General features: G+C 33.2%; 12 protein-coding genes. 8 read left to right on the top strand and 4 right to left on the bottom strand.

The annotated features are described in order from the left end of the window. Positions 1 to 3: 3 nt before the first annotated feature. Positions 4 to 2,649, bottom strand: a complete 2,646-nt coding sequence (gyrA, locus tag GXM16_RS12915) for a DNA gyrase subunit A (protein WP_163394846.1) — start codon at positions 2,647 to 2,649, stop codon at positions 4 to 6. 258 nt (positions 2,650 to 2,907) lie between these two features. Between gyrA and GXM16_RS12910 the strand changes: the two genes are divergently transcribed. The 3 genes from GXM16_RS12910 to GXM16_RS12900 all read left to right on the top strand — a co-directional run bounded on the left by GXM16_RS12910 (position 2,908) and on the right by GXM16_RS12900 (position 7,569). Continuing rightward, on the top strand, positions 2,908 to 5,454 hold the full coding sequence (locus tag GXM16_RS12910) for an ATP-dependent Clp protease ATP-binding subunit (protein WP_163394845.1): 2,547 nt from the start codon (positions 2,908 to 2,910) through the stop codon (positions 5,452 to 5,454). A 141-nt stretch (positions 5,455 to 5,595) separates the two neighbouring features. Further along, positions 5,596 to 6,966, top strand: coding sequence for a 30S ribosomal protein S6--L-glutamate ligase (gene rimK / locus GXM16_RS12905; protein WP_163394844.1), 1,371 nt, complete (start codon positions 5,596 to 5,598; stop codon positions 6,964 to 6,966). 87 nt (positions 6,967 to 7,053) lie between these two features. Next, on the top strand, positions 7,054 to 7,569 hold the full coding sequence (locus tag GXM16_RS12900; RefSeq protein ID WP_163394843.1) for a DUF421 domain-containing protein: 516 nt from the start codon (positions 7,054 to 7,056) through the stop codon (positions 7,567 to 7,569). Between the two features lie 79 nt (positions 7,570 to 7,648). On the opposite strand, the gene GXM16_RS12895 is transcribed toward GXM16_RS12900, so the two are convergent. After that, a complete protein-coding gene (locus GXM16_RS12895) occupies positions 7,649 to 8,098 on the bottom strand; it encodes a hypothetical protein (RefSeq protein WP_025572948.1) in 450 nt (149 codons plus the stop codon). Positions 8,099 to 8,323: 225 nt separating this feature from the next. Continuing rightward, complete coding sequence (locus tag GXM16_RS12890) at positions 8,324 to 9,673, bottom strand: DEAD/DEAH box helicase (RefSeq protein WP_163394842.1); 1,350 nt, start codon at positions 9,671 to 9,673, stop codon at positions 8,324 to 8,326. A 166-nt stretch (positions 9,674 to 9,839) separates the two neighbouring features. Between GXM16_RS12890 and GXM16_RS12885 the strand changes: the two genes are divergently transcribed. The 4 genes from GXM16_RS12885 (at position 9,840) to GXM16_RS12870 (ending at position 11,772) form a co-directional block, all read left to right on the top strand. Next, positions 9,840 to 10,190 carry a DUF2200 domain-containing protein gene (locus GXM16_RS12885; protein WP_163394841.1) on the top strand — a complete coding sequence of 117 codons (351 nt, stop codon included), beginning with the start codon at positions 9,840 to 9,842 and terminating at the stop codon, positions 10,188 to 10,190. A 45-nt stretch (positions 10,191 to 10,235) separates the two neighbouring features. After that, on the top strand, positions 10,236 to 10,793 hold the full coding sequence (locus GXM16_RS12880) for a Crp/Fnr family transcriptional regulator (protein WP_163394840.1): 558 nt from the start codon (positions 10,236 to 10,238) through the stop codon (positions 10,791 to 10,793). Between the two features lie 69 nt (positions 10,794 to 10,862). Then, positions 10,863 to 11,405 carry an alpha/beta fold hydrolase gene (locus GXM16_RS12875; protein ID WP_163394839.1) on the top strand — a complete coding sequence of 181 codons (543 nt, stop codon included), beginning with the start codon at positions 10,863 to 10,865 and terminating at the stop codon, positions 11,403 to 11,405. Between the two features lie 4 nt (positions 11,406 to 11,409). Continuing rightward, positions 11,410 to 11,772: an alpha/beta fold hydrolase gene (locus tag GXM16_RS12870; RefSeq protein ID WP_163394838.1), complete on the top strand. Its 363-nt coding sequence runs from the start codon at positions 11,410 to 11,412 to the stop codon at positions 11,770 to 11,772. Between the two features lie 5 nt (positions 11,773 to 11,777). Here the strand turns inward: GXM16_RS12870 and GXM16_RS12865 are convergent, their stop codons facing one another. Further along, positions 11,778 to 12,389 carry an NUDIX hydrolase gene (locus GXM16_RS12865; RefSeq protein ID WP_163394837.1) on the bottom strand — a complete coding sequence of 204 codons (612 nt, stop codon included), beginning with the start codon at positions 12,387 to 12,389 and terminating at the stop codon, positions 11,778 to 11,780. 7 nt (positions 12,390 to 12,396) lie between these two features. Here GXM16_RS12865 and pyrE point away from each other — a divergent pair, with 7 nt between their 5' ends. Then, on the top strand, positions 12,397 to 13,041 hold the full coding sequence (pyrE, locus tag GXM16_RS12860; RefSeq protein ID WP_163394836.1) for an orotate phosphoribosyltransferase: 645 nt from the start codon (positions 12,397 to 12,399) through the stop codon (positions 13,039 to 13,041). Positions 13,042 to 13,067 lie beyond the last annotated feature (26 nt).

Here is a 13,067-nt window from a genome sequence, read left to right as displayed (position 1 = left end):
ATTTTACTCTTCAGATTCTTCATCTTCAGAATCGTCATCGTCTTCAACTTCTTCTTCTGAATCATCATCTTCATCCTCCTCTTCTACAGCACCATCATCTTCAAGAACTTCTAAGTCTGGCTTAACTCTTTCAATTCCTGATTCGATAACATTTCCATCTTCATCTACAACAACCTCCTCAGCTTCGTCTTTCATTACTTTGGTAACTGCCGCAATAGAATCTTTACCCTTTAGATTAATTAATCTAACTCCCTGAGTAGCACGTCCCATTACACGAAGATCTTCAATTGCCATTCTGATTGTTAATCCTGATTTATTGATAATCATCAAATCATCAGAATCCGTTACAGCATTAATAGAGATTAATTTTCCTGTTTTTTCAGTAATATTTAGTGTCTTAACCCCTTTACCTCCACGGTTTGTGATTCGGTAAACATCTTCACCATCGTCATCAACCAATTTAGTACGTTTACCATAACCATTTTCAGTAACAACCAGAATTTGCGAATCATTGATGTCATTTTTATCAACAGTAACCATACCAATTACTTCGTCAGCATCATCTTTTAAAGTAATACCACGAACTCCAGAAGCTGTTCTTCCCATTGGGCGCGTTTTAGTTTCTTCAAAACGAACCAGTTTTCCGGATTTTACAGCTAAGATAATCTGGCTTTCACCATTTGTTAACTGTGCCCCCATCAATTCATCACCTTCTTTAATAGTAATAGCTGCTACACCATTTACTCTAGGCTTAGAATATTTCTCTAAAGATGTTTTTTTAACCTGACCTTGTTTCGTAACCATAACCAAATTATGGCTGTTGATATAATCTTTATCTTTTAAATCTTGTGTACAAATGAAAGCTTTTACTTTATCATCGCTTTCAATATTTACAAGGTTTTGAATTGCTCTTCCTTTTGCCGTTTTACTTCCTTCAGGAATTTCATAAACACGCATCCAGAAACATTTTCCTTTCTGCGTAAAGAACATCATATATTGGTGATTCGTCGCAACAAACATATGTTCAAGGAAATCCTGATCTCTTGTTCCCGCACTTTTTTGACCAACTCCGCCTCTGTTTTGAGTTTTGTATTCTGTTAAGTTGGTACGTTTGATATAACCCGCGTGAGAAATTGTAATTACAACATTTTCATCGGCAATTAAATCTTCAATACTTACATCCCCTCCCGAATATTCAATTTGAGAACGACGCTCGTCACCATATTTATCACGAATTTCAACAAGTTCTTCCTTAATTAAGTCGGTTCTTAAATTGACATCTGCTAGTAATGCTTTTAAATGCTCAATTAATTTCATTAATTCTTCAAACTCAGCTCTCAATTTATCCTGCTCAAGACCAGTTAACTGACGTAAACGCATTTCAACAATTGCACGGGCCTGAATATCAGATAAACTGAATCTTTCAATTAATTTCTCACGTGCTTCTTCCGTATTTTTAGAACCTCTGATAATTGCAATTACTTCATCAATATTATCAGAAGCAATAATTAAACCTTCTAAAATATGAGCTCTTTCTTCAGCTTTGCGTAATTCAAATTGAGTTCTTCTTACTACTACATCATGACGGTGTTCAATAAAATAATGAATCATGTCTTTCAGATTCAGCATTTGAGGACGACCTTTTACTAATGCAATATTATTTACACTAAAAGAAGACTGCAGTTGTGTAAATTTATATAAGGTATTTAAGACTACATTTGGAGTTGCATCTCGTTTTAAAATATAAACGATACGCATACCATTTCTGTCAGACTCATCACGGATATTCGCAATACCTTCAATTTTCTTTTCGTTAACAAGATCTGCTGTACGCTTAATCATATCAGCTTTATTAACCTGATACGGAATTTCAGTAACAATAATTGATTCTCTTCCGTCAACTTCTTCAAAACCAACCTTAGCACGCATTACAATACGTCCTCTACCGGTTTTAAATGCTTCGCGAACGCCTTCATAACCATATATTATACCACCGGTTGGAAAATCCGGAGCTTTAATATGTGTCATTAATTCGTCAACTTCAATATCGTTATTATCAAGGTATGCTAAAGTACCATTGATAACTTCAGTTAAATTGTGTGGAGGCATATTTGTAGCCATACCAACCGCAATACCCGTTGCTCCGTTCACTAATAAAGTAGGAACTCTTGTAGGCATTACTTTTGGTTCATATAATGTATCGTCAAAGTTCAATTGAAAATCAACCGTTTCTTTTTCGATATCTGCCATAATTTCTTCCGAAATCCTTTTCATTCTGGCCTCCGTATAACGCATTGCAGCAGGGCTATCCCCATCTACAGAACCAAAGTTACCCTGACCATCAACTAAAAGATAACGCATACTCCATTCCTGAGCCATACGAACCATGGCATCATAAACAGATGTATCACCGTGCGGATGATACTTACCCAAAACCTCTCCTACAATTCTCGCAGATTTTTTGTGGGCTGATCTTGATGTTACTCCTAAGTCATACATTCCGTAAAGAACTCTTCGATGTACCGGTTTCAAGCCATCTCTAACATCCGGAAGTGCCCTTGATACGATTACTGACATCGAATAATCGATGTAAGCTGATTTCATTTCTTCTTCGATGTTAATAGGAATTAACTTTTCTCCTTCAGACATAAATTGTTATATTAAATAATTATATTAATTTTCAAAGCGTGCCAAGATACGTTTTTTTGAAATTTTTTCAGCTATTTACTTACAGATATTTCAATGATTTATTAACAACTTTTTTTTACCTTTTAGTTAATAAATTAAGCCTTTTTTAACTGTTTTATTACTATTTTTTTTGTCTATTAGCTGACAGGTGTTTCTGAAAGGTATGGTTTTTGTTTTTCAATCACTAATTCATTAAATTTACAATACCAATTATATATTATGGATGATAATTTTTCACCAAGAGTAAAAGATGTTATTACATACAGTAAAGAAGAAGCTCTTCGTTTAGGGCACGACTTTATTGGTACTGAACATCTAATGCTGGGCATTTTAAGAGATGGTAACGGAAAAGCTATTCATATACTTAATAACCTGGCAGTCGATTTAGACCATTTACGCAGGAAAGTAGAAATACTGAGTCCGGCAAATCACAGCGTTGAAGTAAATACCGAAAAGAAAAATCTTCACCTTACCCGACAGGCCGAAAGAGCCCTGAAGACCACTTTTCTTGAGGCTAAAGTATTTCAAAGCTCGTCGATTAGTACGGCACACCTGCTTTTATGCATCTTACGAAACGAAAATGATCCAACAACCAAGCTATTGAATAAGCTAAAAATAGATTATGATATAGCTAAAGAACAGTATTTAAATATGACTCCAAACGAAGAAGAATTCTTAGAAAACTTGCCAAAAAACGAATCGTATAACGATGATTCAGGACAAGATGACAGTCTTAAAGAAAGCAGTTTTAACAATCCAGCCAATAAGTCAAACAAAAAATCCAAGACTCCGGTATTGGATAATTTTGGGAGAGATTTAACAGAAATGGCAGAAGAAGGAAAACTGGATCCTGTTGTAGGACGCGAAAAAGAAATTGAGCGTGTTTCTCAAATTCTAAGCCGTAGAAAAAAGAACAATCCGCTTCTTATTGGAGAGCCGGGAGTTGGTAAATCTGCTATTGCAGAAGGACTTGCTTTACGAATTATCCAGAAGAAAGTATCACGTATCCTTTTTCACAAACGTGTTGTTACTCTTGACTTAGCCAGCTTAGTTGCCGGAACAAAATACAGAGGACAATTTGAAGAAAGGATGAAAGCCGTGATGAACGAGCTTGAGAAAAATGATGATATTATTCTTTTTATTGATGAGATCCATACTATTGTAGGTGCCGGAGGAGCAACAGGTTCACTTGATGCTTCAAATATGTTCAAACCTGCATTAGCAAGAGGCGAAATCCAATGTATTGGTGCAACTACTCTTGATGAGTACAGACAATATATTGAGAAAGACGGCGCACTTGAAAGACGTTTCCAAAAAGTTATTGTAGAACCAACTTCTGTTGAAGAAACAATCGCTATTTTGAACAACGTGAAAGATAAATACGAGGATCACCACAATGTAACCTATACGCCGGAAGCAATTGAAGCTTGCGTTAAATTAACCAACAGATATATGTCTGAGCGTTTTTTACCGGACAAAGCTATTGATGCCATGGATGAGGCAGGATCTCGTGTACACATTACTAATATTGACGTTCCAAAACAAATTCTGGATTTAGAACGTCAATTAGAAGAAGTGCGTGAAAACAAAAACATGGTAGTCAAAAAACAAAAATATGAAGAAGCTGCTAAACTTCGTGATGATGAAAAACGTATTGAAAAAGATTTAGCTCTAGCTCAGGAACAATGGGAAGAAGATTCTAAAAGCAACCGTATTGAAGTTACTGAAGATAATGTAGCTGATGTTGTTTCTATGATGACCGGAATTCCTGTAAACAGAATTGCACAGACAGAAAGCAACAAACTGGCCAAATTACCGGAATTAATTCAGAATAAGGTAATTGGACAAAATGATGCCGTTTTAAAAATTGCACGTTCTATTCAGCGTAACAGAGCAGGACTAAAAGATCCAAATAAACCAATTGGTTCATTTATTTTCTTAGGTCAGACCGGAGTGGGTAAAACACAATTAGCAAAAGTTTTAGCTAAAGAACTATTCGATTCTGAAGACGCGTTAGTTCGTATTGACATGAGCGAATACATGGAGAAATTTGCAATCTCCCGTTTAGTTGGAGCGCCTCCGGGATACGTGGGTTACGAGGAAGGTGGTCAGTTAACTGAAAAAGTTCGCAGAAAACCTTATTGTGTAGTACTTCTTGATGAGATCGAAAAAGCACACCCGGATGTATTCAACATGATGCTTCAGGTTTTAGATGATGGATATCTGACTGATAGTTTAGGCCGAAAAATCGATTTCAAAAACACTATTATTATCATGACATCCAACGTTGGCGCACGTCAATTGAAAGATTTTGGACAAGGTGTTGGATTTGGAACTGCTGCGAAAGTGGCTCAGGCTGATGAAAATTCAAAAAGCATTATTGAAAATGCATTGAAAAAAACTTTTGCTCCTGAATTCTTAAACAGAATTGACGATGTAATAGTATTTAATGCATTAGAAAAAGCAGACATTGATTTGATTATAGAAATTGAGCTTAAAAAGCTTTACATCCGTATTGCTGAATTAGGTTATAATTTAAAACTTACAGATAAAGCAAAAGCATTTATTGCAGAAAAAGGCTTTGACAGGCAATTTGGAGCAAGACCTCTAAAAAGAGCCATTCAAAAATATGTTGAAGATTTGTTAGCCGAAGAAATCATCACGTCAAAAATACATTCTGGTGATGAAATCTTAATGGATTTAAAAGATAATTCTGAAGAACTTTCAGTAGAAATACACAAAGCAGAAGAGCCGACTAATCAATAAATTAGTTTAAATTTATAACAGAAATAACACGCCCGTTACGTTTTCATAACATAACGGGTGTTTTTTTTGGATAAATCACTATCTTTAATAAAAGCAAATAGCTATTTTTGATTATTAAATTTCTACAATAAAAAACAATATATGCTTCAAAACAAAGTCATTTTAGGCAGTGAAGAATGGTGCGCATTTCCTGATCTCGGAATCCCAACAATAAAAGCTCGTGTGGATTCAGGTGCAAAAACTTCGGCAATGCACGCTATAAACATAGCGCCTTTTATAAAAAATGATGCTAATTGGGTAAAATTCGACATTAATCCAATTCAGAATAATATTAAAACCGTGATTCATTGTGAAGCTCCTTTGGTTGATAAAAGAATTGTAAAAAGTTCAAGCGGTTTCAGGGAACATCGTTATGTAATCCAGACAAGTATTAAATTAGGCGAAGTTAAATGGCCGATTGAAATGACACTAACAAATCGTGATTCAATGGGTTTTCGTATGTTATTAGGTCGCGAAGCTATGAGCGGACGTGTATTGGTAGATCCTGAAGAAAAATACATGTTAGGACAACCTTCTACTGAAACATTAAAAGAATTATACCAAAACTCAGAAAAGGCAACTTCCGGATTACGAATTGGGCTTTTAGCCAGTAACCCTGAATTATACAGCAATAAAAGAATCATGGAAGCAGGAGAAATGCGCGGCCATGAAATGCATTTTTTAAACATTAAAGAATGCTATATGAAACTCGATGCCAAAACACCGGAAATTCATTATCGTGGTGGAAAAATATTAAATCAATTTGATGCTATAATTCCACGAATCAGACCAAGTATTACTTTTTATGGCTGTGCTCTAACACGTCAATTTGAAGCTTTAAAAGTTTTTGTCTTAAATTCTGCAACAGCCATAACACAATCGCGCGATAAATTATACTCACTACAATTACTTTTAAACAGCGGTATTGATATTCCAACAACCGGTTTTGCAAATTCTCCGTTAGACACTGACAATTTAATTAAAATGGTTGGAGGTTCACCTTTAATTGTAAAATTATTAGAAGGAACACAAGGAAAAGGCGTTGTATTGGCTGAAACAAAAAAAGCAGCAGAAAGTGTCATCAATGCTTTTAAAAGCCTGAATGCAAATATCTTAGTTCAGGAATTTATTAAAGAAGCAAACGGAAAAGATATTCGTTGTTTTGTTATTGATGGAAAGGTTGTTGCCGCAATCCAGCGTGAAGCCATGCCGGGTGAATTCAGGGCTAATATTCACCTTGGCGGAACTGCATCAGTAATAAAAGTAACTTCTGAAGAAAAAAAGATCGCCATTAAAGCCGCAAAAGCAATGGATTTGAAAGTAGCCGGTGTTGACATAATTCGCTCATCTAAAGGACCTTTGTTACTTGAAGTAAATTCTTCTCCAGGTCTTGAAGGAATTGAAGGTGCGACCAATAAAGACGTTGCAGGGGAAATGATTAAAGCAATCGAAAAGAATTTTAAATTGATTTAAGGATTTAACTTAAAACACTCCTATATTTCAGCTTTGTCAAGGTTAAACTTTGACAAAGCTTTTTTTATTAACTTTAAATAAAAAAATATGCTATTCTCCTATTTAGAAATCATTGCAAGAAGTGCTGCGGTCTATTTTTTTATGACAATTGCCTTACGAATATTCGGCAAAAAAGAGTTATCCCAATTAAACACTGCCGACATTATTCTGATTTTATTAATTAGTAATTCGGTTCAAAATGCAATGGTGGGTCCTGATACAAGTCTTTGGGGAGGTTTGGTAGCTGCTTTGGTTTTGTTTGTCATTAATTTTACAATTAAAAAATTAACATACAAATATAAACTTCTTAACGATTTACTTCTGGATAAACCTGAAGTCCTGATTCATGATGGAAAACTTGATTTCAAAACCTTAAGTAAATTAGATATCTCTAACAATGAACTAAAAGAAGCAATGCGAGAACATGGATTAGAGCATTTTACAGACGTCAAACTTTGTATGCTTGAAATTGACGGTACAATTAGTGTCATTTCTGAAGACACAAAGCATTTAAAACAAACTCATTATAAACGAAAACACAATCATAAGAATTTTAGAAAATAATGTTTTCACAAATCTTTATAACTAAAATAGGCTATTCAAAACTGAATAGCCTATTCTAAAAACTTTATTTTAAAGCAAATTATTTTTGAAATAATTTATTGATCTGATCTTTTACGAAAGGCTCAGAAACATTGCTTGAACCTGAAGAAGCGTCTTTACTTGAAACCATAAACTGAACCGTAGATTTCTCAGGAAGAGTATTTCCTGTGTAATGTAACCAAATATAATTGTTAGGCAATTCTAATTTAATATCATATAAAGGAGTCGCATTAAAACCATTCATAATGATGCTGTAAAGACTTGCATAATCGTTGTTAACGTTTTTAAAAGAAAACTTTCTTAAGCTTGAAGAATCGTCATCATCACTCACAATACTAGTATAATAAACAGTATATTCATCTCCAATTTTTTGAATATAATTGTTGTTTACTTTTCCTAATTTTTCAACAGGTACAGTTTCAAGTACTTTAATCTGTGCAAATGAAACAAAACTAAAAAGTAAAACGGCAAGGGTAATAATCTTTTTCATAATGAATTTGGGGTTAATTTTTATACTATTAATAATCGCCGAAATTATGAAAAATTACTTCTAAAATTACGCTTTGGTTAACATTAAATTGTGAATTTTATATAAATTTTTCCACTGCAAAAACAAAAAATATACAAAATATTAATAATCAGCAAATTAAAGCCTTAATTGAAATCAATATTTAAAACATTTTTTTTATTTTGGTTCAAAAAGCACAAAAATTTTTTATCTGCCTTCTTCTTTTTTTACTACTTTTCTCGCAACTTCAATTTTAAATCTCTTTCCTTTCATCTTCTCATCTTTTACATTTTTAAGCAAATCTTTGACTTTATTATATTTTACAGCTGCAAACGAAACAAAATCTTTGACCTCAATCAAACCTAAATCATCTTTTCCCAGTTTTCCTTTTTGCGAAAAGAACCCAACAATATCAAACTTATTGAGTTTTGTTTTTTTTCCTCCACTGATATAAACAGTTTGAAATTCTGGTGGTTTTGGTAAAACAGTAGCATTTTCGACATGTAAGATTTCTATACCATAATCAATATAATCTAATTGTTTTTCACTTTCATGAATAATGATATAAGCTGTTCCCGAAGCCTGCATACGCGCTGTACGACCATTACGATGTGTAAATTCATCTTCCTTTAAGGGTAAATGATAATGAATGACGTGTTTCATTTCCGGAATATCCAGTCCACGAGCTGCTAAATCGGTTGTAATTAAATAACTCGTACTTCCGTTTCTAAACTGAATTAAAGCACGCTCACGTTCATCCTGATCCATACCACCGTGATAATAAACTGAATAAATTCCTTTTTCATTTAAAGTATCACTGATACGTTCGGCTGCATCACGATGATTACAGAATATAATAGCCGACTGCGATTTTAAGGAACAAATCAAATTGAATAAAGTTCCTAATTTATCTTTAACAGGCGAAACCACCATTTTTACCGAAAGATTTGTTTTTTCTTCTTCTTCCGGAATAAAATCTAAAACTGTTGGATTTACTACTCTGGTATATTTCGGAATTTCAATATCTGAAGTTGCAGAAACCAGAATACGTTTGTTCAATTTTGTAAGTTTTCCAATGATATATGACATTTGCTCATGAAAACCCAATTGAAGAGACTTATCAAATTCATCCAGAATCAAAGTCTGAATCTTATCTGTTCTAAAAGTTCCTCTGTCAATATGATCTGCAATTCGGCCCGGAGTTCCAATTAAAACTGCCGGTGGATTACTTAAATTTTTAATTTCAGTATCAATTGAGTGACCTCCATAGCAAATATTTACTTTGTATGAAGTTCCCATCTTTTTCCAAACCTGTTCAATTTGCAAGCCTAATTCACGTGAAGGAACCAGAATCAAACATTGAACCGAAAGAATTTCGGGTTGTAATAGTTCTAAAACCGGTAATAAAAAAGCTAATGTCTTTCCGGAGCCTGTTGGCGAAAGCAATAAAACATTATTATCATTTAAAATAGCATCCTGAGCTGCCTCTTGCATTTCGTTCAGGTTTTTAATCCCTAAATTCGAAAGTATATTGTTGGAATGGTGATTCTTGTTCATTTTGCAAAAATAGCGAAATTAATTTGGGATGCTGTCTTTTTTAATTTGAACAATTAATTACAAGTATTTTTATAATCTCTTTTACAAATCGTGTTTCATACTTAGTCTGTTTTAATTATTTTTGAGTCACGGCAATAAATACTGCTCTTAATCAAAATCAAGGACTATGGAAAAACACAGAATATTCACCACATCATTTGCAAGTGTATATCCACATTATATCAATAAGGCAGAAAGAAAAGGCCGTACAAAAACAGAGGTAGACGAAATAATTCTTTGGTTAACTGGTTATACACACCAGGAATTGAAAAAAATTATAGAAAACAAAAAAGATTTTGAGGCTTTTTTCGCTGAAGCACCGCAACTAAATCCAAATGTTTCAAAAATAACCGGCGTAATTTGTGGATATCGGATAGAAGAAATAGAAGACAAACTCATGCAGAAAATTCGCTATTTAGACAAACTGGTTGATGAACTGGCTAAAGGAAAGTCGATGGAAAAGATTTTACGCGAGTAAATTTATAATTTAAGTTAACCTAAAATATACAAAGCTTATTCATAAATGATACAGTTTTTAAGATCATTACAAATCATTTCTGACTCAGAACTTGAGAAATTAAGTGGCATAACAAAAAATAAAATCCTCAAAAAAAACGACTATTTAATTCAGGAAGGAAATATTTGTAATGAAATTGTATTAATAAAAACAGGTATACTTCGCTCATTTCACAGAAATAGCGAAGGCAACGAAATAACTAAATGTATTGCTTTTGAAAATGAACTTGCTTCTGCATACTCCAGTTTTATAACGCAACAGCCTACTTTTGAAAACATTCAGGCAATCTGCACTACCGAAGTAATTGTATTGAACAGAAAGGATTTACACAACTTATATGAAAACAGTCAGGAATGGCAAAAACTTGGACGCTTATTAACTGAATTAGAATATATACAACTAGAAAACAGGACCGTTTCATTTCAAAAACAAAGTGCTCAGGAAAGATACAACACACTTATAAACAATCATTCAAAATACCTGAAGTATATCCCTTTAAAATATCTTTCCTCTTATTTAGGAATAACATCAAGGCATTTAAGCCGATTACGAAAAACGAATTGATTTTAGGACAATTGTCTATTTTTTTGAAATCGATAATTAATTTCTTTGTATAAATGTAAACATATATTCATGCAAAGAATTGTAAATACAAATCCGACTAAAGTTAAAAACAACATTCCGATAATTCTAAATCGCTGTCTGGCAAAAACAAAAAGCGGAGAAATTGAATATGTAGATGAGGGAAAAGGAATTCCAATTTTGTTTATTCACGGAACACTGTCTAACTCCAATACATGGAGAAAAATCATCCCTGAATTAAGTTCCAGATACAGATGTATTGCTATTGATTTGCCACTTGGAGGACATTCCATACCTTTAGAAAATAAAGTAGATTTATCGCCTAACGGGATAGCAAATATTATCAAAGATTTTTTAGACTATTTAACCATAGATAAAATCATAATTGTATCTAATGATACCGGAGGAGCTTATACACAGATTTTTGCTTCACTCTATCCTGAAAGTATTGACAAATTAATTTTTTCAAATTGTGAAGTCCAAGAAGTTTTTCCTCCATCAAAATTTAAATATTTAATTAAAGCTGTAAAAATTCCCGGCTTTACTTTTCTTTTAGGAAATGCTTTTAAAATAAAAAAGTCTGCTTACTTCTGATATGATGATGGGATTATTATCGCATAGTACAACCAATGAGGAATTTTATGAACTTTATTTAAAATCTTTTATTAGTGACAAAATTGTTCGTGAAAATTTTGTTTCAAACGTAAAAAACTGGTCGCCAAAATACACCATTGAAGCTGCAGACAAATTAAAAGCTTTCGAAAACTCTGTTCTTATTCTATGGGGAGAAGATGATAAAAAACTATTTCCGATAAAATTAGGACAACAATTAAAAGGTATTTTCAGGAATTCCAAATTAATTGTAATTCCAAATTCAAAAACATACGTTCAGGAAGATCAGCCTGAAATTGTAATTAGAGAGCTTATTTGTTTTATAGGGAGCTCAGCTTCATCAAAATGATATAATTACTGACTTTTGATATCTATTTTATCTTCTTCAAACAATAATTTTATGTTTTCATAAGAATTCGTAAGAGCTTCCTTGATTTGTTCAGGGTTTAACCATGATACTTTTTCAATACCTTCTTCTATTTGTCCATGTGGAGTTCCTTCAAAATCTGAATGCATTTCAAACCAATGCGTAATCTTAAGTTTATACTTTCCGTTACGTTTAAAAACATGGTATGTTTTTTGAAGTTTATTGGTAATACTAAGTTTTCCAACTCCAGTCTCTTCTTCTACCTCACGCATGGCAGTTTGTTCAATTTCTTCCCCTTTTTCAGTTCCTCCTTTAGGCAAATCCCACTTCCCATTTCTGAAAATAAATAAAACTTCTCCTTTTTTATTATAAACTAATCCTCCTCCAGCTTTATTAACCGGAATTTTAGCTTTTAAAGTTTTCATTATTTCCTTTTCATCAGGATGATATAGATATGCCTTTTGAATTTTATTTTGAAATATTTTAACAATAAGCTGCTCTATATCAATACTTTCCAATAAGAATAATTGAAAATTAGTCTCTTTTGAGATTTCATTTGTCAAAAAAAGTGGTTTGTCGTTCACAAAAACTTTATACATTTGTACTATGATTTTTAATAAAGATACCGCCGAAAAAACAGCAGAATTGCTTTTGCAAATAAATGCAATTAAATTGAATCCAGAAAATCCTTTTACATGGGCTTCAGGATGGAAATCACCTATTTATTGTGATAATAGGTTAATTCTTTCATTTCCCGCCATCCGAAATTATGTTCGAGATGAATTTGCGAAAAATATAGAAAAACAATTTGGTAAACCAGATGTAATTGCCGGAGTTGCCACAGGAGCCATTGGAATAGGTATTCTTGTTGCTGAAAGTCTTGGATTACCTTTTGTATATGTACGCCCTGAGCCAAAAAAGCACGGAAGACAAAACCAGGTGGAAGGTTTTTTACAAAAAGGTCAAAATGTTGTTGTTGTTGAAGATTTAATCAGCACTGGAAACAGCAGCCTTATGGCCGTTGAAGCCTTACGTAATGAAGGTGCCAATATTAAAGGTATGGCAGCGATTTTTACTTACGGTTTTAGCATTGCTGAAGAAAATTTCAAAAATGCAAATATTGATTTGTTCACGCTAAGCAATTATGAAAACCTATTGGGTTTAGCTGTACAGAAACAATACATTAGTGAAGATCAGCAAACAGCTTTACAGGACTGGAGTAAAAGTCCGTCTACATGGGGACAAGAATAATTTTACTATAAAAACAAAATAAAAAC

Origin of the sequence: Flavobacterium limi (genome assembly GCF_010645075.1) — a bacterium.
In the GTDB taxonomy this organism is placed as follows: Bacteria; Bacteroidota; Bacteroidia; order Flavobacteriales; family Flavobacteriaceae; genus Flavobacterium; species Flavobacterium limi.
The sequence above is the reverse complement of the archived record's forward strand: the minus strand, read 5'-3'. Positions and strand labels throughout refer to the sequence as shown.

What these genes read in the sequence shown, in the direction of transcription:
- GXM16_RS12865 (WP_163394837.1), bottom strand. Translation starts at nt 12,389, where the DNA reads ATGTATAAAGTTTTTGTGAACGACAAACCACTTTTTTTGACAAATGAA.
- GXM16_RS12870 (WP_163394838.1), top strand. Translation starts at nt 11,410, where the DNA reads ATGATGGGATTATTATCGCATAGTACAACCAATGAGGAATTTTATGAA.
- GXM16_RS12885 (WP_163394841.1), top strand. Translation starts at nt 9,840, where the DNA reads ATGGAAAAACACAGAATATTCACCACATCATTTGCAAGTGTATATCCA.
- GXM16_RS12890 (WP_163394842.1), bottom strand. Translation starts at nt 9,673, where the DNA reads ATGAACAAGAATCACCATTCCAACAATATACTTTCGAATTTAGGGATT.
- rimK (WP_163394844.1), top strand. Translation starts at nt 5,596, where the DNA reads ATGCTTCAAAACAAAGTCATTTTAGGCAGTGAAGAATGGTGCGCATTT.
- GXM16_RS12900 (WP_163394843.1), top strand. Translation starts at nt 7,054, where the DNA reads ATGCTATTCTCCTATTTAGAAATCATTGCAAGAAGTGCTGCGGTCTAT.
- GXM16_RS12910 (WP_163394845.1), top strand. Translation starts at nt 2,908, where the DNA reads ATGGATGATAATTTTTCACCAAGAGTAAAAGATGTTATTACATACAGT.
- GXM16_RS12875 (WP_163394839.1), top strand. Translation starts at nt 10,863, where the DNA reads ATGCAAAGAATTGTAAATACAAATCCGACTAAAGTTAAAAACAACATT.
- pyrE (WP_163394836.1), top strand. Translation starts at nt 12,397, where the DNA reads ATGATTTTTAATAAAGATACCGCCGAAAAAACAGCAGAATTGCTTTTG.
- gyrA (WP_163394846.1), bottom strand. Translation starts at nt 2,649, where the DNA reads ATGTCTGAAGGAGAAAAGTTAATTCCTATTAACATCGAAGAAGAAATG.
- GXM16_RS12880 (WP_163394840.1), top strand. Translation starts at nt 10,236, where the DNA reads ATGATACAGTTTTTAAGATCATTACAAATCATTTCTGACTCAGAACTT.
- GXM16_RS12895 (WP_025572948.1), bottom strand. Translation starts at nt 8,098, where the DNA reads ATGAAAAAGATTATTACCCTTGCCGTTTTACTTTTTAGTTTTGTTTCA.